This is a genomic window from Merdimonas faecis (assembly GCF_001754075.1).
In the GTDB taxonomy this organism is placed as follows: Bacteria; Bacillota; Clostridia; order Lachnospirales; family Lachnospiraceae; genus Merdimonas; species Merdimonas faecis.
On sequence record NZ_MIEH01000007.1, the window covers coordinates 185,952 to 209,250 of the forward strand.

24 protein-coding genes and 1 pseudogene are annotated in these 23,299 nt (G+C 41.1%); 1 reads left to right on the plus strand and 24 read right to left on the minus strand.

Features of this window, described 5'->3' with window-relative positions:
• Nucleotides 1–18 precede the first annotated feature (18 nt).
• From BKD12_RS03760 to BKD12_RS03810, 12 genes are all read right to left on the minus strand, one after another.
• The gene (locus BKD12_RS03760; RefSeq protein WP_070087987.1) at nt 19–636 is read right to left on the minus strand and encodes a TetR/AcrR family transcriptional regulator; all 618 of its coding nucleotides are present in this window, start codon (nt 634–636) and stop codon (nt 19–21) included.
• Nucleotides 637–928: 292 nt separating this feature from the next.
• Complete coding sequence (locus BKD12_RS03765) at nt 929–1,354, minus strand: RNA polymerase sigma factor (RefSeq protein WP_070087988.1); 426 nt, start codon at nt 1,352–1,354, stop codon at nt 929–931.
• 515 nt (nt 1,355–1,869) lie between these two features.
• A complete protein-coding gene (locus BKD12_RS17180; RefSeq protein ID WP_242872696.1) occupies nt 1,870–2,364 on the minus strand; it encodes a winged helix-turn-helix domain-containing protein in 495 nt (164 codons plus the stop codon).
• A gap of 5 nt (nt 2,365–2,369) precedes the next feature.
• A complete protein-coding gene (locus BKD12_RS03775) occupies nt 2,370–2,738 on the minus strand; it encodes a metal-dependent transcriptional regulator (protein WP_242872697.1) in 369 nt (122 codons plus the stop codon).
• A 54-nt stretch (nt 2,739–2,792) separates the two neighbouring features.
• Nucleotides 2,793–4,541 (minus strand): ABC transporter ATP-binding protein, encoded by a 1,749-nt coding sequence (locus BKD12_RS03780; protein WP_070087990.1) that lies wholly within the window; start codon nt 4,539–4,541, stop codon nt 2,793–2,795.
• Nucleotides 4,542–4,543: 2 nt separating this feature from the next.
• Nucleotides 4,544–6,319, minus strand: coding sequence for an ABC transporter ATP-binding protein (locus BKD12_RS03785; RefSeq protein ID WP_070087991.1), 1,776 nt, complete (start codon nt 6,317–6,319; stop codon nt 4,544–4,546).
• A gap of 64 nt (nt 6,320–6,383) precedes the next feature.
• Nucleotides 6,384–7,391 carry a helix-turn-helix domain-containing protein gene (locus BKD12_RS03790; RefSeq protein ID WP_070087992.1) on the minus strand — a complete coding sequence of 336 codons (1,008 nt, stop codon included), beginning with the start codon at nt 7,389–7,391 and terminating at the stop codon, nt 6,384–6,386.
• Between the two features lie 11 nt (nt 7,392–7,402).
• Nucleotides 7,403–8,788, minus strand: coding sequence for an ABC transporter ATP-binding protein (locus BKD12_RS03795; RefSeq protein ID WP_070087993.1), 1,386 nt, complete (start codon nt 8,786–8,788; stop codon nt 7,403–7,405).
• 14 nt (nt 8,789–8,802) lie between these two features.
• A complete protein-coding gene (locus BKD12_RS03800; protein ID WP_070087994.1) occupies nt 8,803–9,483 on the minus strand; it encodes an energy-coupling factor transporter transmembrane component T in 681 nt (226 codons plus the stop codon).
• A 1-nt stretch (nt 9,484) separates the two neighbouring features.
• Entirely contained in the window at nt 9,485–10,087 is a 603-nt protein-coding gene (locus tag BKD12_RS03805) for an MptD family putative ECF transporter S component (protein WP_070087995.1), read from the minus strand.
• A gap of 183 nt (nt 10,088–10,270) precedes the next feature.
• Nucleotides 10,271–10,423, minus strand: a complete 153-nt coding sequence (locus BKD12_RS16845) for a hypothetical protein (protein ID WP_176730920.1) — start codon at nt 10,421–10,423, stop codon at nt 10,271–10,273.
• Between the two features lie 23 nt (nt 10,424–10,446).
• The gene (locus tag BKD12_RS03810; protein WP_070087996.1) at nt 10,447–10,905 is read right to left on the minus strand and encodes a hypothetical protein; all 459 of its coding nucleotides are present in this window, start codon (nt 10,903–10,905) and stop codon (nt 10,447–10,449) included.
• 115 nt (nt 10,906–11,020) lie between these two features.
• Here BKD12_RS03810 and BKD12_RS03815 point away from each other — a divergent pair, with 115 nt between their 5' ends.
• Nucleotides 11,021–11,239, plus strand: coding sequence for a helix-turn-helix domain-containing protein (locus BKD12_RS03815; protein WP_070087997.1), 219 nt, complete (start codon nt 11,021–11,023; stop codon nt 11,237–11,239).
• A gap of 30 nt (nt 11,240–11,269) precedes the next feature.
• On the opposite strand, the gene BKD12_RS03820 is transcribed toward BKD12_RS03815, so the two are convergent.
• The 12 genes and pseudogenes from BKD12_RS03820 to BKD12_RS03875 all read right to left on the minus strand — a co-directional run bounded on the left by BKD12_RS03820 (nt 11,270) and on the right by BKD12_RS03875 (nt 23,298).
• Nucleotides 11,270–12,682 (minus strand): relaxase/mobilization nuclease domain-containing protein, encoded by a 1,413-nt coding sequence (locus BKD12_RS03820; protein ID WP_070087998.1) that lies wholly within the window; start codon nt 12,680–12,682, stop codon nt 11,270–11,272.
• A 27-nt stretch (nt 12,683–12,709) separates the two neighbouring features.
• On the minus strand, nt 12,710–13,210 hold the full coding sequence (locus BKD12_RS03825; protein ID WP_070087999.1) for a DUF3849 domain-containing protein: 501 nt from the start codon (nt 13,208–13,210) through the stop codon (nt 12,710–12,712).
• Nucleotides 13,211–13,277: 67 nt separating this feature from the next.
• Nucleotides 13,278–14,267, minus strand: coding sequence for a nucleotidyl transferase AbiEii/AbiGii toxin family protein (locus BKD12_RS03830; RefSeq protein WP_070088000.1), 990 nt, complete (start codon nt 14,265–14,267; stop codon nt 13,278–13,280).
• The gene (locus BKD12_RS03835) at nt 14,264–14,926 is read right to left on the minus strand and encodes a hypothetical protein (RefSeq protein WP_070088001.1); all 663 of its coding nucleotides are present in this window, start codon (nt 14,924–14,926) and stop codon (nt 14,264–14,266) included. Before BKD12_RS03835 ends, BKD12_RS03830 begins: the two co-directional genes overlap by 4 nt.
• Before the next feature lie 230 nt (nt 14,927–15,156).
• The gene (locus tag BKD12_RS03840; protein WP_070088002.1) at nt 15,157–15,447 is read right to left on the minus strand and encodes a CD1845 family protein; all 291 of its coding nucleotides are present in this window, start codon (nt 15,445–15,447) and stop codon (nt 15,157–15,159) included.
• A 133-nt stretch (nt 15,448–15,580) separates the two neighbouring features.
• Nucleotides 15,581–15,880: pseudogene (locus BKD12_RS03845) on the minus strand (VirB4-like conjugal transfer ATPase, CD1110 family); the annotation flags it as partial.
• Between the two features lie 491 nt (nt 15,881–16,371).
• Complete coding sequence (locus BKD12_RS03850) at nt 16,372–16,743, minus strand: metal-dependent transcriptional regulator (protein WP_070088004.1); 372 nt, start codon at nt 16,741–16,743, stop codon at nt 16,372–16,374.
• A 221-nt stretch (nt 16,744–16,964) separates the two neighbouring features.
• Nucleotides 16,965–17,552, minus strand: coding sequence for an MptD family putative ECF transporter S component (locus BKD12_RS03855; RefSeq protein WP_070088005.1), 588 nt, complete (start codon nt 17,550–17,552; stop codon nt 16,965–16,967).
• Nucleotides 17,530–19,320: an ABC transporter ATP-binding protein gene (locus tag BKD12_RS03860; RefSeq protein ID WP_070088006.1), complete on the minus strand. Its 1,791-nt coding sequence runs from the start codon at nt 19,318–19,320 to the stop codon at nt 17,530–17,532. Before BKD12_RS03860 ends, BKD12_RS03855 begins: the two co-directional genes overlap by 23 nt.
• Nucleotides 19,317–21,083, minus strand: coding sequence for an ABC transporter ATP-binding protein (locus BKD12_RS03865; RefSeq protein ID WP_070088007.1), 1,767 nt, complete (start codon nt 21,081–21,083; stop codon nt 19,317–19,319). The genes BKD12_RS03860 and BKD12_RS03865 overlap by 4 nt, the downstream gene beginning before the upstream one ends.
• Before the next feature lie 19 nt (nt 21,084–21,102).
• Complete coding sequence (locus BKD12_RS03870) at nt 21,103–22,566, minus strand: ABC transporter ATP-binding protein (RefSeq protein ID WP_070088008.1); 1,464 nt, start codon at nt 22,564–22,566, stop codon at nt 21,103–21,105.
• Nucleotides 22,567–23,298: an energy-coupling factor transporter transmembrane component T family protein gene (locus BKD12_RS03875; RefSeq protein WP_070088009.1), complete on the minus strand. Its 732-nt coding sequence runs from the start codon at nt 23,296–23,298 to the stop codon at nt 22,567–22,569.
• Nucleotide 23,299: the final 1 nt, after the last annotated feature.

Here is a 23,299-nt window from a genome sequence, read left to right on the forward strand (position 1 = left end):
TGGGTAAAAAATTAAGGCTCATTTGAGCCTTAACAGGCCATCCCAGCCGCAGTTGAAGAAAGTGGCAAGCTCATTTACATATTGAATTGCGTGCTCTCTCGTCATATCATGAGCCACCGTTTCAAAAACAGCGGTGAAATAGGCGCTTGTGATCATGTGGTGGAGTTCACGGCTGATAGTTCCTTCCAACTTGCCAAGCTGGCGAAGCTGCTCATAATAGATTTCTGTCTGGGCAACTTCAATTTCCACCAGATCATGAATATAAGTTGCGTATTTTGTTCCTTCTGAACAACAAACCACTAACTTAAAAGCATCGAAATTGTCATAGATAAAGTTAATAAAATTGTTCAAATAATCCGTTGATAGTTCCCTGCTTTTGGCCGCTTTATCCTCCGGTATTAACTCAAAATGTGCCTGTTGCGCGGCTTTGAACTGTTCCATAAGACTATCTGCGGCCTCAGACACTAATGCGTTAAAAAGAGAAGCCTTATCCGGGTAATATCCATAGAAAGCCCCCTGAGTAAAACCAGCTTCTTTAACAATGCCACGAAGGGAGGTCCCCCTAAAGCCTTTAGCAAGAAATTCTTTTTTTCCAATTTCCAATATTTTATTTTGGGTTGCAGAACACTCCGTCATAAAATCACACTCCTTATAACAACCATATAGCATATCCGAGTATTATATCAGTGATATATATCACTGATATAATAGCAAACAGCATTCGAAATGTCAAGTCCATTTTTTAAAAAAAAGAAGTCCAGAAATGAACTTTGCATAAATTCGTTATCAGGAATTCATGATACCATTTGATATACCGAATCTTAGATTATACCGAAAGTTTCATATATGAGCTTTATCTAAGTTTCGGTATAATAAGAATTGTCCTTCTATAAATAGTGACATTTCAGAGGGTATCCATTCGGGGCTTTTAAAGTTTTTCATCTAAAATTTTCTTCAACCGGCGAAGTCCACGGTGGATACTTTCATGGACCATACTGACAGAAGTACCTTCCATTCTGGAAATATCTGCCATAGAAATTCCCAGGATAAAATGAGCGTACACCCGTTGGCGCTGTTTCTCCGGCAAAGTAGAAATAGCTTCATAAACACGTTCTTCCTCCATGTGTTGCTCAACAATCTCCTGCAGTGTCGGGGTAACAAGAACAGCCTCGCACTCAATATTGTTCCCAAAGTCCAGGGAATACTGCGCCTTGTGCCGATATGTACGACGATGATATGCAATTTCTTTCCGCCGGTATTCCTCCAGCACATCCACAATCTCATCCGGTAAGTTGATAAAATAATCATTATGATACATTTCCGGGTAGAACTCCCTTAGATTTATTTCTTTCATGGTAATCCTCCAATTTCGATTTTTGAGTGGGTTGATGAGCAAATCGAAATCAGAGGTGGCGAACGACACCTGATATAAACAGGACTGTTTTTATTTCTCGCCCTATATAGAAAAAGGCGCGCCTGCCAAAGGACAGACGCGCACTCATGCCGTTTATTATAGAATTGTAAAAGAAGATAACAGAATATGTCATCTTTTGTCGAACGGAAAAGCCCCGCAATCCTGTCCTGGATTACGGGGCCTGATACTCTACATGACCGGCATCGTCGAGGCCGGTGGCCTGACCTCGGCAGCATTTCCTCTGTCCTCCTTTCGCAAAGGAAGGACAGCTAAACTACATCTTTCTCACCTTCCTTTTATTTAGGAGACATTATAGGAAACATTTTCCAGTATTTTGTCCAGAAACGACCTTTTTCTTATCTATTCCAAAACATTTTTCGGCAAATATATCTAGCTAAAACCTGTTTTCAACCTTTCCTGGAAAAGCAGCCCCTTGAAACAAGAGGCGGTAAAAATTAGGGTGTCGGATCAAATTTATAACCGATACTGTGGACACTTTTAATATAGTCCGGTATAGTTGCAGATTTTTTTAGTTTTCTTCGCAAGTTACTAACGTGATTGACGATTGCCTTACGAGAATAAGTCGCATAATCCTCCTGCCACACAAGCTCCGTAATCATCTCGTAAGTGAATACTCTCCTGGGATGCATGATAAGCAAGGCCAGAATGTCAAATTCCTTGACCGTCAGCAGAATCATCTGACCTTGCACAGTAATAAGACGCTGCTCTAAACAGAAATATAAATCACCTACCCGGATTTCCGTTAACGCCTGAGCTATCTGCGATGAGATAAAATACTGACCTCGAAAGAATGTTGTACCAGGAACATCAGCCGGGATATTTCCGGCCTCATAGTCACGTACAAACTGAGCCAGCTCCTTCTTTTGGTTGGGAGAAAGCAAAGCAAACAGTTTTTCACCGATTTGCCTGCCGGAATCCTCTAAATCCAACACAACTAATTTCCCATGCTATCACCACCTCCTTTGCTCTCCAAAGAATCTTTTATTTTTTGAAAAGATTCCTGGCTAATAACGTGTTCAATATTACAAGCGTCATGCTCCGCAGTTTTACGGTCTACTCCAGCGTCTACAAGCCTTGCTGTGAAGAATTGATACCGTTCACATATTTGCTCAGCATATTGTCGGCCTTGCTGCGTCAAATAAAGAGTACCGTCCTTTTTAATGATATGGCCGGATTTTGTGAGTTCCTTTACTGCTCTGCTTACAGAAGGCTTGCTAACGCCTAAATAGTCTGCGACATCTATACAGCGAACATAACCATGTTGTTGATGAAGGACTAAGATTGCTTTTAAATAATCCTCCATTGATGAAGTTAAGGACAAATAGCATATCCCCCTTTCATAAATAGGTCTTTCATATCAAACAATACTCCAGCCTTCTGCACGCTCACGAATGTTAATAAAACTTCTATAAATGCCTTTTTGCTGGATAAGCTGATCGTGTGTACCTTTCTGAACAATTTTTCCATGATCGACAACTAATATTTGATCGGCATTTTCGATAGTAGCCAATCTGTGCGCGATAGTAACGATTGTTTTACCTTGTATCAATTCGCTGATAGCTTGTTGAATGAGATGTTCATTTTCTGGGTCAATACTTGCAGTCGCTTCATCAAGAAGAATAATAGGTGCATTTTTTAGTATTGCACGGGCAATAGAAATACGTTGTTTTTCTCCCCCTGACAAAGAAGAACCTCCTTCTCCAATCATGGTATCGTAACCTTCAGGCAACGCCATAATAAAATCGTGGCAACAAGCCTTTTTAGCTGCTTCAATAATTTCATCTTCGGTTGCGTCTGATTTACCGAACTTGATATTATTTCGGATTGTATCGTTAAATAAATATACGTTCTGAAACACCATACTAATATTTTTCAGCAGACTATCGCAGGTAAACTCTCGTACATCATGCCCGCCAATTTTAACAGAGCCGCTGTTTACATCATAAAATCTGGTAATCAGATTGCATATGGTAGATTTCCCACTTCCAGACGGACCAACGATTGCAGTTGTGGTATTTTGAGGAATCTGGAAAGACAGATTGTGTAATACCTCTATTTCCCCATATCCAAAGGAAACATCTGTAAAATCTATATTGTAAGAAGCAATGGAAAAATCACGCCCGGCTTCATCAATAAATTCCGCATTTTCTATGTTTTCCAGTTTATCCATTGAAGTATCAATTAGGCCAAGCATATGTACAGAATCATTCATATTTTCTACCGCACCAAAAATCATAAAGGCAAACATAGCTATCAACAGGAAAATTGAAATTGTTAGATTGCCTTGAATCGTAAAAATTCCTGAAATCAAGATCAATAATACAGAAGCAATTTTCAGAGCAAATAAATGCAGACAGTTGTTTGGCACAAAACCGTGCATAATCTTTAAATTTATATCTTTATGTTTTTCACAAGCTGTTTTCCATTCTTCAATCGAAGCGCCTTCTTGCCCAAATGACTTTACGATTGGCAGACCATGAATGTACTCAAGTGAAGCGTCCGTAATCCGTTCTTGTGATATTTGTTTTGTAGGTGCATTTTTGCGGCTTTTTTTGCTGATCCCATTTAATGCTAAAGCAGAGAGTATCGCACCTACCAGGCTTGTCAGGGCTGCCATAGGGCAGACAATAAGTAAAATTATTACAATAGCCAGAAGATTGATATATCCATTTACAATAGCGTCGATCAGTTTCATGCCTTGTAATTCCAGGCTGGATAAATCACCGGTAATAGCTGTTAGAATATCACCGGTACTGTTTTTGCTGAAATACCCTAAAGAAACACGTTTTAAAACATTACCAATTTTTAATCGTTCTTCGGCAGCAATTTCATAGCCAATGCTTTCTTGTAATTTTGCTTTCCAGTAAGAAAAGATATATCGGAGAAAAATGGAAATAACAATCCCGAATAAAGAAAGCCATATAATGTTCCATTCCAGAGAATTTTCTCCGCGAAAGTCAGCAATCACAAGCCCCAAAGTCCATGCAGCAATCACAATAGGTATAGCAGTACACCATACACTGAGAAAGGAACACAGACAACCCAAATACAATCTTTTGCGATAACCGCCTGCCCAATGTAATAATCTTTTGATAGAATGAAACATAATTAGCAGCCTCCTTTCTGTGAAACAGCCCAATGTTTAGCGCCGATATGTGCCTCCCACATAGTACAGTATAAAGCACAGTTTTTGAGAAGATCGTTATGTGTGCCGCTGTCAAGAATTTTTCCGTTTTCAAGAACAATAATTTGATTTGCATTTTGAATCGTGGATAAACGGTGTGCAATTACCAATAAAGTTTTTCCCTTTGTTAAGGCAGCGATAGATTTTTGGATTTGTTCTTCGTTTTGAGGATCGGTAAAAGCGGTGGCTTCGTCCAGTATAATAATTGGCGCATTTTTCAAAATTGCTCTTGCAATGGAAATTCGCTGTTTTTCTCCGCCAGATAGTGATTTACCAGCTTCACCAGCCGATGTATCATACCCGTTTGGCAGTTTTGTGATAAAGTCATCACAACATGCCGCTTTTGCTGCTGCATATATTTCTTCGTCAGAAGCATTGGGATTTCCAAGACGAATATTCTCTTTTAAGGAACAATTAAAAAGAAAATTATCCTGCGTAACAAAACTAACAAAATTTGAAAGCTGCTTTAGAGGAATATTTTTTATATTGGTGTCGCCAATATAAATAGCGCCATTCGTGGTATCCCAAAACCGGGCGATCAATTTTGCGATTGTAGATTTCCCGCCGCCAGACGGTCCTACTAAAGCTGTAAAGCTATTTTCCGGAATTTTAAAATTTAGGTTATGCAGTACAACATCTTCCTTTTGTCCGGTATAGGAGAAAGTTACATTGTCAAAGGAAATATCATAAGAAGCGGGGAATACTTCTTGCAGGCTGTCCTTTAGGATTTCCATATCCAATAATTCCTTAGCACCGCTGACATTGTATTGCATAGACTTCATTTCCGTAATAAACGCAGTCGCTTTCATTAGAACCGGAAGTAGACTCAAAGCAAGAACTAAGCAAACAATCAATTCAACGGGCGTGATGATTTCAAATTTATACAAAATCAAACCGACAGGAAGTGTTCCCAAAAAAGTAGTCGGTAAGATAGACATGACAAGATTCATTGCTTTCCATGAACTTTGAAACCAATCTAATGTAAACCGTTGAAAGGCCCGTATTGCCTCCGAAAATTTTTCATAGGAACTTGTGGTTTGATTAAAAGTTTTTACTACTTCAATTCCAGATACATATTCTACAATTACGCTATTTACATGATCGTTTGCAGCCATATATGCAGAGTATTTTTCATTGAATCCTTTACCGGAAACAATCATAGGAATAGCCGCAAAAGGAAGTGTCACCATAGAGGCCAATCCCATGCGCCAATCAATAACGAATAGATAAATGAAAACGATAAGGGCTAAAACGATATTCGCTCCTAATTCTGGAATCATATGCGCTAACGGGCGTTCAATCCCTTCTACTTTTTCTACCATGATATTTTTTAAGTGTCCAATGGCACTTCCTGTTACATTGCCTAATGGCGCTTTCATTAACCTATCAGCAATCGCCATACGCAAATCATAAAGAATATGATATGCGGCACTATGAGACAATACTGTTGAAAGTCCGAAGAATACCACATAAAGGAAGTACCCCAACATGGCTATTCCACACCAAAATAAAAATACCAAAACTGTTGGTGAACCGAAGATAAATAACTGCATAATCTTATATAGGCAGACATAGGGAAGAAAGCCTCCCATTACACTGATAAGAGAGCAGAACATGGATAAAATCATCTTCCATTTACTTTTAGCTGCAAATGACAACAAAACAGAAAGCCAATCCGATTTGTCTTTTTTCTGCTTCATATGAAACACCGTCCCTTCAAAAAAATAGATTGACTGGAATTATCCAATCAATCTAATTATAAAGCTATTTAGATGTTTCATCTTCTCCACCCGGCCATAACTTCACCGCATGGACAGGAAATTTCCGATAAGATAATGGCGTACTCCCCATAACGGCTTTAAAGGCCGAACTAAATTTACCGGGGCTGTCATAGCCTACCATTCCGGCAATCTGAGCGATACTCAAATCATTCTGTTCTCGCAGCAAATTCGCGGCATAGTTCATACGATACTCTCGCATATATGCAAAAATAGAATTTCCGTAAATAGATTTGAAACAACTTTTCATCGTTGTATGCGGTATATCAAATCTTTTGGCAAGATCATCTAATGTATAGTGTTCCGTCAGATTTTCTGTCATTAGACTACGGATTGCCTTAATCTTTTCTACCTGCGTTTTATAGAAATAAGGCCGTTCTTCTTTTGTTCCGGCCAGCTCTAATGCGTCCAGATAAAGCAAGAGTTCAAAAATTTTTACTTTTAAATAATACTTCTTAATATTGAGAGGTATTGAATATAACTCTGAAAAAATATGTTCAATCGCTGGTTCTCCCGGTATAACAAAAGGGTGTTTGCTGTCGCAGTATTTTTTCTGGAGAGCATATAAGTCTACTGGAAAATCCCGCATTTCTAAAGGCAGATTCTTTGTAGCCTCTTTCATATCAAACGCAATCGTCACGCCATGAAAATGTTGGGTGGGAAATTCAATGTGCCCTTTATGATGAATACGTCGGTCTATTTTTAAATCTCCAGCTTCTAAATAGGTATAGGCACCATTGCCCATTTCCTGTTCCATACGCCCCTCTTTACAGTGATCTATACAAAGCATATCATATTCTGTCTGAAATCCTGATTCACAGAAAGGCATATGAAAGTCACTGTAAAGAACAGAAACACCGGGAAATACATGGTACATTGTCATTAGTCCATCGCCAGTAGGATCAGAGACTTGAGTTATCATATATTCGTTGTTTTCAATGATTGTGCGGCAATTTCCATTTAAAATTAGTCGTTTATTTGTTCTTTCCAACATACTTCCTCCTTTCATGATTGCAACGAAAATATGTTGGTACACGTTGCATTTATAAATTCTATATCATGTGAAACTACTAAAATGATATGTTCTTCTTTACCAAGTTCTTTCAAAAGAGAACTTACTTCCATCATATGACGATAATCAAGGCCACTGGTGGGTTCATCAAAAATAAGTATTTTTTTACGGGAAAGTATTGCTGTCGCTACGGCAAGCCGTTGCTTTTGCCCGCCAGATAAAGCCATTGGGTGAGAATCTTTCAACCCCAATAAATCAAACCGTTTTAAAAGAGCTTCAATCGTTGCAGCCGATTCTGACGGCGCTGATAACTCACATTCGTCCCATACGCTATCAGAAAAAAGCTGATGATTTACATCTTGCATGACGAAAGCACATAATTTTCTACATTCTTTTAGAGAAAGCTGTTTACCACGAAAAGAGATTGTTCCCGATTTCTTTTTGAGTAATCCACATAAACATTGGCAAAGAGTGGATTTTCCTACGCCGTTTCGTCCAACAATACCTATTATATCTCCATATGAAGCAGAAAAATCCACATGTTTTAAAACCGGATTTTTCTTATAAGAATAAGAAAGGTTTTTTACAAGCAAATCTGCTTGCTGGGGGCTGAATAGAGATTTCGGTAAATTTAACGTAGGAATTTCGACTGAACGCAATCCTAAAGAAATTTGTCTGTCCTTAGATAATGAAAGAAATTCTTTAGGTTTCCAAATCTGCTCAATTTTTCCGTTTTTCAAATATACAATTCGGTCTGCTAAATCCGCAAGAAAGTATAAACGGTGTTCAGCTATCACAATCGTGTGACCATTTTTCTTGACCTGCTTGATTTGCCTTCGCAGTGTTTCTATGGCTGGTGCGTCCAGATTGGCAGACGGTTCATCTAAAACAAAAACACTTGGCTGCATGGCATAAACAGAGGCAAAAGCAAGAGACTGTTTTTCTCCCCCAGACATAGAAAAAATATTCCGATGTTCGAGATGACTGATGTTCAAATCCTGAACAGCCTGAGTTACCCGCATTTGAATCTCCTGCGGCGGAAGCCCTTCATTCTCCAGGCCAAAGGAAATTTCGCTGTCAGAATCCAGATTGAAGAACTGTGATTTTGGATTCTGAAATACAGAGCCTACGACTTTGGCAAGTTCATACATTTTGGTATCAGAAACCGTAGTTCCATCAACCCGAACTGCACCTGTTAATTGTTCGCCCGCAGTGAAATGAGGAATTAAGCCGTTAATCAATTTTGTTATCGTAGTTTTCCCGCAGCCGCTTTCCCCGCAAAGCAAGATAAGTTCTCCTTGAGGTATCGTAAGGTCAATATCTTCTAAAGTATTTTTCTCTTTGGTATAGGAAAAACTTACATTATCTATTTCAATCATAAAATCCCCCTTTATCATAGCATAAAAGCAGCAACGGTAAAACCCGCTTCAATGAAAAGAATAAGATAGTCTACTAAATGAAATTTTAATTGTGTAATGCTCGTTTTTGGAGCAGGATTTTCAATGCCGCGGGTGACTGCTGCCGCTGATAATTCTTCAACAGTTGTTGAAGCGGCCATCATAAAAGGAACAACAAAACACTCGATTTTTTCTGAAAATGGAATTGTCCGCAGCTTCATTGCATTATGTATGTGCTTAATTTCTTCAAAAATTGCCGGGAAATAGCGTATCGTCACGGAAAGAGTGATAATCAACTTTTGTGGAAAATGGCATTTTCTCATTGCCAATACAACATCGTGCAATGATGTTGTGGAAATCAGCAAGGCACCTGACATCAAGCAGGGAAACATTTTCAGGGTATAATTCACAGATATGGAAAATATCATGGTGAATACTTTGGGGGCAATCGGAAAAATCCAGTAATTGATACTTATAAAAAGTGTTCCAATGGCACCAAATGCCAAAAGCGATTTGTAGCACCCAGATAACAAAAGCACCATTGCCAATACAGCCATATAAATGTAAGTTACTTCTGATGAACTGCCAAAAAAAAGAAGAATGTTTGCGACAAGTAACAATAGTATTTTTGTTCTGGGGTCAAGCTGCAATAAACAATGGTGCTTTCCTTTTATCATTTCAAATCATGCCCGCTTTCTTAAAATGTTTTTTAAATATCCCCCTCGCAAGATAAGCTCCAATCAATCCACCGATAATAGGCGTTAGAATCATAACAACAAACATTGGAATAGAAGATAATGACTCCATTGTAGTTACATAAGCCTCCGGCATACCCTGATCTGCGATCTGAGTAAAAAAGCTATCTTTAAATAGCCAGATTGGAAGTGGAGAACCAGTCATGCCATAAGAGAATAAAATAAATGCTACTGTGTTCCACTTAAAACTTCCATATTTTGATCTCCATCGAACAATTTCAGACAATACACAGCCTATTACAAATGTTGCAAGGATAACCATTGTAAATTGTCCGGTAACATAGTAGAGCAGACCGGTAATCAGGCCCATGAGTAAAGGCACTCCGGGTTTCTGAACTTTAGCACAAAGAAGCATGAAGGGAATGCCAGCAAGAATCGCAATGATTCCGGGCATTATAATCCACAGCACTGGAATAATAGCAAGAAACATACCTATGAAACTAAGTACAAAATAGATCGCAGAAAAGATACCAATATTGATTAGGTCTTTTCCTGTGAGTTTTAAATTTGGGGTTTGTTCAGACATAGATTTTCCTCCTTATGTTCGCAGAAATTAGCTCTACCTAACCTGCGTACTTAAATGTAACGCCTGCCAAGGCGTTCTATTCAAGTATAATAAAAAGGAAATACTTTATCTTCTCCAAAGTGCCATTTTTTAACCGATTGGACAAAAACTTTTTTGACTATATAAAATTGAATAATAGTGTTTTCACAGATTGGCAAGCAATGCAATCTTCCGTAAGATTGCGTATTTTGGCAGGATTCCGTTCCCGGTATTCCTGCCAAAATGCTTGTTGGTGACATATCCCCAAACCCCTAAGATCATCGCCTCCGGCGATGGCTGCGCGTTCCGTTGGAACACTGAAAACTTTTCTCTACTGCCTACTACCTTCTTACCATATCATTGATCTGAAAGAAGAATGTAATATTAAGCAATCCGTCCTTCCAGTTAATCCATGCTTCATCCGCAAATGCAAATAACATGCCTACTATCAAATGGATTTCTTGTGCCGCATCCTTCACCAAAAAGAAATTCTCAGTAGTAAACTGAATTGTAGCATGGTAAGCATTTTCCGTACTGATTTCAACATTCAAATCCAAACATTCCGCAACAATCAATGCGCCTTTATAAAGCAGCTCAAAATTCTCATATTTTTCTTTATTATGGACAAACACAGTCTGCTGCTCCAACATTTTTAATTTTTCAAACAGGTATTGCCCTTCTGCTCTTGTTTTCTCCGCCTCGGCCTGCAACTCCTCCGGCATTTTTTCTTCTTTCTTTTCCTCCAGTTCTTTTTCTATTTCACGTTTAGACACATCGAAAAAATTTTTAATAATCTTCATCTCTCCCTATCCCCTTCATGCACAGTAGTATCTATTTAGTAAGGTACTGTATAGTGAATTATGTTTCAGACAATCATTATATATAATGGTCTTATCATAGTAAAGGGGCAGTATCATGGATTATGGAAAAATTGAATTTCAAATAGAAAAATTGTTAAAAGAAAGAGGCATTTCCAAAAATCAAATCTGCAAGGATTTGGATATTCCACGCGCCAACTTCAACCGCTATTGCAGAAATGAATTTCAACGAATCGATGCCGGATTAGTTTGTAAACTCTGCCATTATCTAAACATAGAAATCGGCGAATTGATGATTTATATAAAAAACGACTGAACAGAGCTCTTTCACAAAGACGCTCTGTTTTTATTTGCTTTTATACCGCTGTTCTTGAATCTGTACTGTATCAGGTTCTTTTTTTCCTAGCAGGTACTCTACATTTGCCCGGACATTATATATTTCTTTCATATCTTCTCTGGTCTGCTTATAAGCTGCATAGGCTTTCCGTTTCTGTTCCAAAAGCCCGGCATATTCTTCCCGTAAGGATTTCACAGATGGAAGTTTTGTAATTCCCAGGCTGTCAAAATATTTCTTCGCCGTCTGATGAAGAAGAATTTCTGCCTCATGTACAGACCTGAATTTCTTACTGTACCCCGCCTTGCGGTATTCCACATAGACTGCCCGCGTTTTGGCATAGTTAACAATCTGTTTCTGCAGTTCTCCGTTGGCTGTCATCTGTGATTCCAGTTCCTTAATCCTCACCGACAGTTCGTTGAACATAGCGGTTATGGTATCTGATTGTTCCCGTAAATCTTCATAGCTCATATCCCCATGCTCTTTCAGCCAGACTACTGCCTGGGAGAGCTGCTTTAAATTAAACACTTTCGCCCAACGCTCATAGCCCGGTTCTTTGCCGGACCGGACAGCCGCCTCAATATCAACCAGCATACCAACTTTAGAAACCGACTTTTTCAAAGAAGAACGGCGGGGAATTGACATCCGTGTACCGGAAATTCTTTCTTTAATCGCCTGCTCCGTATAATCCCCCTTTAGCGTATCACATCGGGTATATCTATCCTCCGGTGACAGGCGAAAACGGAGATACTTTCGCTCCCGATTAACTTCAATGCCTGCTGCCTCCAGCTTTTTCAAAAATTCTTTAAAGTCCTTTGGTTTTTCTTCTAAAGCTGCATCGATAGCCCATCGTAGTTGCTCCTGATGAGATGGTTGTTTCTGATCGCCCAACCATGTCCCATAATGACTGCGGCTCGGCTTTGGATTCTCTACAATGGACAGACCATGCTCCAGGCACAGCCGGTCATTCATACGCCGGATCGCCCACGTAGAGCCCCAAAAATTGCGGAATTTTCTCTGGCAGTTCAGCGCCGTAGAATTGATAATGATATGATTATGGACATGGTGCTTGTCTATGTGGGTGCAGACAACAAAAGCATGATTGCCCTTTGTCAGTTTCAGAGCAAGCTCCTGTCCGATCCGGTTCGCTTCTTCCGGCGTAATCTCCCCTGGTTTAAATGCCTGCCGGAGATGATAGGCGATCACATCGTCTGCGCCTCTGTTCCTGCCGGTCAGGTTCAAATACTGACGTTTAGAAAGAAGAAACTCCGCATCTGCAGTCCGGGTATCACACTCATAACCGTAGATTAGTTTCCCGAAATCAGTTTTCTGCGGGTTCTTTGCGTAATCAATGATGTCCGCAATCGCTGTGGAAATATCCCTGCCCTTACCGACATGTAACGGCATTAGCCGTGTGGTTGCCATCCTCTCACCTCCTTATTCAATCATCCTTTAACGCTTCGGGCCACCATGTACCTTTGGTTTTGCCTTATGTTCCTGCCGCCCGTTGTTCCGTTTCAGGCTGTCCCGCACAGAAGGTTTCTTCTCCTGCTCCAGTGCGTGATTCTTCCGGGCAATGGTGATAAATAAATCCGTCAATCCGGGATTACAGCGGTCCACAACAAAATAAGCGTTTTTATCGCCACCATAACCAGGAGTGACCTGCACTGTTTTCGCCCATTCTTTATTATCGCGGGAAATACGCCCGTCCCATTTCTTCCGCTGCACGGTATTCGCAAGGACATAAAAGACCCTCTCATATCCAAAACGCTCCACAACCTGATCCACACAGGAGGCATCAAGGCGATTGTTTCCATAATGGTCGGAAATGGCCTGTTCGATTGCCTCTTTGCAAGCAACGTTAGCCTGATAAGAAGCATGGAATTGTTTTAGTTCCCCATGCTCATAGGCATATTCACCTGAGTATGAATAAAGTGGTATCTGCTCCTTCAAATTGTTATCCCTCCATAACTAAAACAGGGTGCCGCGACCAAGCGGTACCCTGTTCTCATACCATTAATTAATTTTTTGTCATTTTATAATCTGTCCATGCAGGATTCTCCAGCAATTTTCTATAAATCTTAGTCAACGCCTCTACCGCTATATGAAAATCTATTCTGTCGCAATCCCGCAAGACGTACTGATTCTGCATAGTTTCATAGGCTCTGCGAACCGCCTCATTACTGCCAGACTGTGTAAAGAAAATAAAATCTGACGGGCAAATTCCAGGGATACCGTCAAGCCTCTCCATTTCCTCTGTCATACGGATTTCTATAAGATTCCTTAACCGTTCCTCATCAGCCAGAAGCAACTGTATCTTTGGATGGTCTGCAATAACAGCAAGATCATAAATATGCTTCGCTGCTTCAAATGCCCGGTGATTCACCTCGGAGTTTCGTACATATGCCTCTGCCGCAAAGAGTTTATCAATGAAGATGCGCTCCAGCGTGATTGTCTGGACAGAGAAGGGTTTCACGCCATACACTGTTTCCAGGACAGCTTTTTGTTTTTCTGTCGCCAGATCATAAAGCATAGCTGATACCTCCAATGTATCTACCGGCTCACTGATCGTAAAAGAAGTTGCCTCCACTTTTAATTTTCCGAAACGCTGCAAAGCATCATTTTCATCAAACACTGTAACCGGATCATACGTATAAACCGCAATGACTTCTGACCGGTTCGTCCGGCCCTGAGACGCATCCCTGGGAAGCGAAACATATTTCTTTGCCGCACGCTCCAGACGCTTGTCATTCTGAGTCCGGCTGCACTCTCTGGTATCAACTGATAAATCTATATCTTCTGAAAACCGGTTCGTTGTCCTCAATGCTTTATAAAGGGCGGTTCCTCCTTTAAAGTAGGCAGGAAGTCCAGCAGTCTGAAAACCAGCCAGTTCTTGCAAAATCAAAAGAACATAGTAATCTTTTTCCAGTACATCTGTCCGGTATCCACTCCTCTCATGTATACTGTCAAGAAGAAGCCGGAAAGCATTTTTATCCTCATGCAGTTTCATATCGCAGTTCCTCCCATATTTGCGGTGTGTGCCAGGCGGAGCACCGTATTATGATTATAATACTGATCAGCAAGAGCCAACAAGATTTGATAATGCAACCCTTTTTTCTGAATATAGCCCGCGACCACTTCATAAGGATGTTCTTCATCCACCGGCGCCTTTTCCAGTAAATCCAGTGCATCCAATATCTGCAGGTAATCCTTGTTCCCTGCTGTCACAGTAGCTTTTGGCGGTCTAATCACAACTCCCAACTTTTTATCTTTCCTCATACAATCCTTTGCCACATTGGTAGCCAATACCCTTTCACGGGGCATCTGCGAAGTCAGCCCCAGCCTGTGAAGGAGTGTAAGACCAGTTTCGTATCCAATATCCGGCAGAAGATATTTATCTGCAATCAGACGTTCCTTATTGATCCCTGTCTCACCAAAGGGTGTAACCGCAGTACGGTAATAGATTCCCTTTTGATAGCACCGCAGCTCCGGCATCATCCCACCGTCCAAAATCCGCTTTACTGTTACAGCAGCAGCGGCAGACGCTTCTTTTTTTTGTAACTTATATTCTGTTGCAATCATCCCCGCAATCTGCCCGGTATAGATTGGAGTTCCAACCGGAATCCCAGCGAGCTGTCCACATATAAAATTCGCATAAGTCTGTTTCATGTTCCGGCCTCCTTTTTGATATATTATATCCGTATTTTACATCTTATATACGATTATATTATATCATTTCTATTCCAAATGTCAATCTCGTCAAATAATGAAAGCAGGCGCCATTTTCAGATATGCACAAAATCTTTGAAATCACAACTGCTTTGAGCAAAATCAAAAAAAACAGATAAAAAAATCCGGGCAGGACACCAACCAGCATCCCGCCCGTACATGTATTTTACTCAACCTGTAACAAAATCCCTCAACGCTCCGTTCAAACCACCAATCAGTCCAACCAGCCACGCTGCTGCCATCGGCAGACCATAAGGGCTGATAAGAAATGCAATTACCAGCCACGAAAGTCCCGCCCACAATCCGGCAGTAAAGAACAAGATAAGTGACGCCAGAAAGACAATCCCCGATATGATCCCCAACACCGCGCCGGAAGCCAGTACCAGGAACTTACATACCAGATAAAGGATTCCCGTAGCCAGCATAAAGGGGAGTGCTATAAATTTCAAGATCAGCCTCATAAGACCCGCCTCCTTTTCTATCTTCTTACAAAAATTCTACCGTGTCGGTCACTGGAAAGCAACGGGGTTTCTTTTTTGTTTATGAAATATTCGCAAATCCCCGGAGCAGTTGATCCATCCCGTTCCACAGGTCATCCAGCCGGGTACGCAAATCCTCAATGTCACAGTTATATTTCTGGGCCACACCGGAGGCAGCAAATATATCATTAAATAATTTCTGGCGCTTAGGGGCGATATTCTCCACAAGTACCGTCACAAGAAACATACGCTCATTGCGGCTCTGTAAATCCTGCAGCAGATTTTTTGCTTCTTCCCCATAAGTCGCAAGATCAGTAGGTATGATGTCCATGTCATACCCGGCCAGGACCGCTTTCTTCTGTTCCTCAATCGTCATCTTCTGCAGGTCAGACATCTTCCTCTTGATATTGCGGATGGTGACTTCCATCTGCCTTTCCTCCGTTCAGATTTTTGCGGGAAAATCTGAACGGGGCGGCGGGGAACGACACCGGGGACAGGGTTCGGGCCATGTTGACCCGATGTTCCGGCCCCATAGGTATGAAAAAGCGCCCGGACAGCAGAAAGCTATTCGAGCGCAAAAAACACGGTATTCAGTTACATTGTGACAATTTTCGTACTGGCTGCCAGACTGGGCCTGTCCGGTGGCCGGGCTTTTTTTGACGATAGTGCAAATATCGTCTGAATTTGTCGGCGGTCAGTGTGCTTCATGGCGGCTCCCTCCTAAAGCCGCCGTGTCAGCGTGTAGGCGTCACTCCTTTGTCGAGGGCATAAGGAACGGCGGCCTTGATGTTACTCAAAACCGCCGCAGTACCCTGAAAATCCATTATGGGCGCACGAAACTGCCTGCCCTGCAACGGTTTTTTTCTTTCCCCGTCTGGCGGGGCAGGATAGTTTGGCTTATTCGGTTTATTCTTGCTCTTGTGCGGCTGCCTCTTTCAGCCGCGAAAAGCTCTCATCGCTGATAATGTGTTCAATCCGGCAGGCGTCGGCCTCCGCAATTTTGGGGTCAACGCCTGCGGCGATAAGCTGCTCGGTAAAGAAACAATGTCGCTCATAGATTTTTTCGGCAACCTCGCGGCCCACATCGGTCAGATGGAGAAAGTGATCTTCGTCCATTGTGAGAAAGCCGCCGTCCCGCAAGGTAGCCACTGCATGGCACACGCTGGGCTTTGACACCTCCATGTGCCGGGCCACATCTACGGAGCGCACCATACCGAGTTCCTTTTGGAGAACAAGGATGGTTTCCAGGTAGTCCTCCCCGGACGCATGAAGTTTCAAATGTGTCACCTCTCAATGTAATATACTTTAGGGATGAGCAAAACGCAGGTTTTGCAAAGGTGCAACGCAAGATATAGCGTCTCACGCATTAGATATACCATATATGCTACTGCACTATATGTACAAATTGGCGTTTCGCTCATCCCTGAATATACTTATGAACTATATGTAACCTATCATAATTTTGTCAGTTGTTTCAACAAGAGGAGTAATTACACGATTCAATTTACTCCATATTTAGAAAACTGCTTTTTTAGCGCACATTTTCCAATTATTCCTCCAAGTAAAGCCAGAAGTATCGTTGCGGCGATCATAGCAGGCAATACCCAAACTGGAGTCATGGCTTCCATCGCCGCGGCATATTCGGCAGACATTTCCTCTATCGCTTTATCAATGGTATATTCCCTGAAAACCCAAATATAAATGGGAGAGCCAGACATACCAAACGAGAAGAAGATATAGCTGATTAAATTCCCCTTGAAGCTGTTATATCCGCTTGCTTTCCTTACGACTTCTGCAAAAATTGCACTTGCAATAAGCGTTACAATTACCAAATTTGAAAGTTCGCCTGCGATAAAGTAAATAAGGCCAACAATTAGGTTCATTAATATAGCTACCCCGGCTTTTTGTTCTTTTGCCATGATATACATATAAGGGATACCTGCCAACAAGCCAATAAAAGCGGACATAAAAATCCAAGTGAATGGAGTGAAACTGCCTGACATCATAACCAGCATTGTAATCACAAAGTAAATCAGTGAAAACCCGATTGTAAGCATGACATCCTTACCTGTCCATGTTTTGTCCATGGATAACCCCCCTTTCATTTTGACCTATGGCCCATCCTTCTGCTTTTTCTCGAATATGTATAAACCTCTGATATAACCCGGCCTCATTAGCCAGTTCTTTATGCGTCCCACGCTGCACTACCCTTCCTTCATCAATGACAAGAATCTGATCTGCATTTTCAATCGTTGCCAATCGGTGTGCAATTACAATAATTGTTTTCCCGTGAGTAAGTGCGCTGATTGCCTGTTGTATGAGGTGTTCATTCTCAGGATCGACGCTTGCGGTCGCTTCGTCCAGAATCACAATAGGGGCATCCTTTAACATTGCACGAGCAATCGAAACGCGTTGCTTTTCTCCTCCTGACAGAGTGGAGCCGCCTTCTCCAATCACTGTATCATACCCATCGGGCAAAGCCATAATAAAGTCATGACAGCACGCTGCTTTTGCGGCAGCAATCATATCATCCTCATTAGCCAAAGGATTTCCAAATAAAATATTGTTGCGAATCGTATCATGGAATAAATAGACATTCTGAAATACCATGCTTATATTTTTGAGCAGAGAATCACAAGTAAATTCTTTTACATTTCTGCCCCCTATGGTGATTTCACCGCTTTGAATATCGTAAAATCGTGCCAACAGACTACATATTGTTGTCTTTCCGCTGCCAGACGGTCCAACGATTGCCGTTGTCGTGTTCTGTGGAATGTGGAAAGATACATGGCTCAAAACTTCTCTGCTGTCATAGCTAAAAGACACATCCTTAAAATCAATATCATAATAATTAATGGATATGTCGCGGCCATCCTTATCAATAAACTCCGCAGTTTCAATGCTTTGCAGTTTTTCAGCAATAGTATCCAACATTTCCAAAATATGCATTGAATTATCAGCTGCTTCTATCGTGTTGAACATAACATAACTGTAAACGATCAGCATAAGAGCCATTGGAAGATCTATTTTCCCATTAAGAGCCAGAAATGCGGTAATTATCGTAATTGCGCTGGTGCCTAAATAGAGACCCAAACGATGAAGGGCATCACATGGGGCAAAATTCCGCTCCATACGGATATTGATTTCACGCGATTTTTTATAAGATCTATAAAGTCCCTCTGACGCTACGCCTTCCTGCTTGAAAGACTTTACAACGGCCATTCCTCGCACATACTGAACAATCTCATCGGCCATTTCATTGATGCTCTCTTGTCGGATAGGCGAGTTCTTTCGGCTCTGATATTCTATAAGCTGTAACCCAACCGAAGATATAATAATAGCCAAAAATGCTGCCAAGCCAAGAGCCGGAGAAAAGAAAAAAAGGCAGATGATTGTCAGGATCAGAAAAATATAACTATCGACAATATTATTGATGACATTCATTGCCTGCATTTCAAAAAAAGCAAGGTCTGTTGTTATTGCGGTGGTTAATTCGCCCATATTCTTTTTTTGCAGAAAGCCCAGCGACACACGCTTGAGAATATCGCCAATTTTTAATCTCTCCGCAGTTGTAACCTCATGGACGATACTGTCTTGTTTCGAAGCCCGCACATAAGCAAATAACCACCGAACCAAAATAGAGCCGATAATGACGCCAAGCAAATAGAATACATGATTACTACGCAAAGCAGCGAGACCATTGGCATCGTCCCAGATAACCTTGATTGTCCATACCCCGCAAATAATAGGAACAATTCCAAGTATATTGTTTACCATAGAAAGTACTATGCCAAGATACAGCCTGCCTTTGTGCTGTTTCATCATGTGAAAAAGCCTTTTCAATATCCTAATCATGCCAGCACCTCCGTTTCCGCCTGATTTACAGACCATTTTTTTGCTCCGATATGAGCCTCCCACATATCCTTATAAATCGAACTGCTCTGTAACAATTCCTCGTGAGTTCCGGTTTGTATGATTTCACCACTTTTTACCAGCAGTATCTTATCTACATTTTTAATGGTAGATAAACGGTGAGCAATCACAAGGAGCGTTTTGCCTCTTGTTAATTCTGCAATTGCTTCCTGGATTTTTGATTCATTCTGCGGATCAGTAAAGGAAGTCGCCTCATCCAAAATAATGATGGGAGCATTTTTCAGAATAGCTCGTGCAATGGCGATACGCTGACGCTCACCGCCAGATAATTTGTCTCCGGCCTCGCCAGCCGTGGATTGATACCCGTTTTCCAGCTTGCTGATGAATTCATCACACTGTGCTTTGCGAGCAGCGTCTAATACTTGTTCATTTGTAGCCTTTGGATTTCCAAGCCGTATGTTTTCAAGGATGGAGCAGTTAAAAAGAAAATTGTCCTGTGTTACAAAACTCACTTCATCCGCAAGTTGAGACAAAGGTATTTCTTTGATATTAACTCCACCTATATAAATATCGCCCTTTGTGGTATCCCAAAACCTTGCAATCAACCGAGCAAGTGTTGATTTTCCACCACCTGACGAGCCAACAAGGGCATAGAAAGACTTTTCCGGAATTGTAAGACTGACATCATGGATTACATCTTCGTCTCCTGTGTAAGAAAAAGTAACATGATCCAGTTGTATATCATGGTGTGTAATAGTTTTTTCTCCGTTTACAAGAGGCAATTCTCCAATATCAAATGTCTTATTGATCGAGTTGACGGAATACTGGATGCTCTTGATTTGATTAAAGAATAAAATAAATCGACCCAAACTGCTGACAAGCCCCATCGACAAAAGCATCGCCATTGTAAGCTTAGCTAATGTCGTACTGCCGGAAAGATATAGCATCGTCCCGATTGGAAGGACACCCAACAGAGTTGTCGGTAATATTACCGCGCCTAAAGTGGTGTACTTCCAAGTGGATTTATACCAATCAAGAGTTGTTTTCTTGAAATTTTCGACAGCTTTTCTATACTTCTCATATGAAGAAGTGGATTGATTAAATGCTTTTACAACCTCAATCCCTTCAACATACTCAATAACAACGCTGTTCATGGTTTCGTTAGCTTCCATGTATTTTTTATAAGTTTTGTTATAACCACCCAACATCATTCCATAAGGGATCATGGCGAGTGGGATTGATATTAGAGATGCAAGCGCAAGCCGAAAATCAATCATGCAAAGATACACGAAAACAGCCAGGGGAAGGACAAGCGCCCCGGCGCCTTCGGGTATTACATGAGCCAATGGGATCTCGATATTCTCTATCTGGTCTACTACAATATTTTTTACCTTTCCGGCGTTGATGCTTTGTGTAACACCAAGAGGAGCCTTCAGCAGCTTTTCTGCAACCCGCTTTCTCATAAGTTCCAAAATAGTGTATGCGGAAATATGGGACAGAGTTGTGGATATAGCGTGGAATATTACTTTAATCAAGAAACCCACAACACAAACAATCCCCCAATGAATGATCTCCCCAGCAGTAGCCGTTTCATTCAAAAACATTACAATGATATGGTAGGCTGCGACAAACGGTATGATTCCGCCGCCCACAGAGATCAGCGCGCAGAGTACGGACAATGTTAATTTCCCTTTGCATGGTTTTGCATAGGCAAAAATGCTGCCAAGCAGTCCTTTTTCTTTCATTTTCCATCAATCCTCCTTCTTAAAATAAAATTTGATAGATTTGGTGTGCTGTTTCTTCCTTTACTTCAAAATAATCAGCAACACTTCCCAATTTAAGATGGCAAATATGTGTACAAGTTGACAATAAAAACTCATAGTCGTGAGAGGTCACGAATAGCACTTTCCCTTCTTCAGATAAATCGTGAAGCAGGGAAGAAACATTTTTCATGCTGATATAATCAAGACCGCTGGTAGGCTCATCAAAACAAATAACATCCGTGTTTTTCATGCAGGCAACGGCGATGCACAGTCTTTGTTTCTGACCACCAGACAGTGAGGCGGGGTGTTGTTGCAAATAGTCTGAGAGACCCATTTTTTCAAGTAAGGCAAGCCCTTTTTGGCGCAACGCTTGATCCTTACCACTTCCAAGATATAATTCCTTTTCAACGCTTTCTGTAAATAGCTGATAGTCACTGTTTTGCATTACAAGAAAGGTGTCTCTGTTTCTTATTTTGGGAGAAGCGGGTTTCCCGTCAATAAGAAAGCTTCCTCCCATCTCTTTCTTTAACCCGCAAACAATTTCCAAAAGTGTGCTTTTTCCTACGCCATTATGGCCTACAATACCAACGACATCTCCTCTTGCCGCTGAAATCTCAACATTTTCTAATATCACATCATTTTTTCCGTAGCGATAAGAAATACGATCCAGGCATACGAAATCATTTCCCTTTTTGAGAAAATCGAAGGGATGTGGTTTGATTGACAACAAATTCATGCTGCGAAGGCCCATTTCATTTGCATCAGAGTTTGAAAGTTTCTGAAATTCTTCTCTACTGATTTCTCTTTTGATTTTCCCATGTTCTATCAGGATTGCTCTGTCCGCTATATCCTTTAAGTAATGTATGCGATGTTCTGAGATGACAATTGTGTAGCCTCTTTTCTTTAGGACATCCAATATAGCCATTAAGCGTTTTGTTGCCGATGTGTCTAAATTTGCAGATGGTTCATCCAAAACAAGTATCTTAGGTGATAACGCATAGACGGAAGCGATTGCAACAGATTGCTTTTCGCCACTGGACAGTTCAAAAATACTCCGTTCAAGCAAGCGGTTAATCTGAAGATCATTTGCTGCTTTTTCAATACGGCGGCAAAGCTCCTCTCTCGGTAATCCTACATTCTCGCAGGAGAATGCGATTTCAGCAGTTGTATCCGTTGCAAAGAACTGGGAACGAGGATCTTGAAATACTGAACCAACAATCCCTGCCAAATCCTGAATATCAAGATCAGAAGTATCCTGACCGTCAATATAAACTTTTCCTTCTAATTTACCTTCAAAAAATTCCGGCACAAGACGATTGATAAGGCGGGTAATTGTTGTCTTTCCGCAACCAGAACTCCCCACCAATACCACAAATTCTCCTTGACGAATATGTAAATTGATATGCTCCAACGCATCATCTTTGGAATTGGAATACCGGAATGAAACATCTTCAATTTGTATCACTCAGAGTCCTCCTTTCTCAAGAATGATATTTACGGCAAGCCCCCCAAAGACAGCAATTACAATAACGCCTGTGGCAAGAAAATCTCTTGGCCGCAATCGGACATCTCTATAAGATGTTCTTTTTGTCTCCAAATCCAATCCTCTTGTCATAGCGGATGCGGCTAATTCATCAGCAATCGTCATACTACGTATTACCAGCGGAATAACTGCATACTCACATGTTCTAAGCGGATGCAATAAAATATTTTTTGTATTCAATCCGATACCTCGAAGTTTCATTGTATTACTAATTGATCGAAATTCGTCCTGCACTGTTGGAATATAACGAAACGCCACTGCTAGTGCGATAGTCCCTCCTTTGGGGACATGCATGTTCTGCATCGCAGTTACGAAATCACTAACCCGCAAATGACTTCCCATCCATGCTCCCATTACAAAAAATACGACAATCCGTTCAAGCATAAAGAGTATCATTCCAATTCCAGCAGCAGCACCGCTTTCAGGTGCAAAAGAAAGAAGCAGATTTAAAAGCAAGAATACCGTAAAAAGTATTCCTGCCTTTTTTGCACCTCGCCAAAGACCGCGCGCAAGGTAAAGGATAATCACAAGGAAATATATCCAAATTAAAGCTAATATGTTAGGAGCGCTAAACGTCACAGAAGCAAAAAACACCACTAACAGTAATTTCATTCGGGGATCTAATTCAGGTAAATGATGTATTCTAGTATTCATT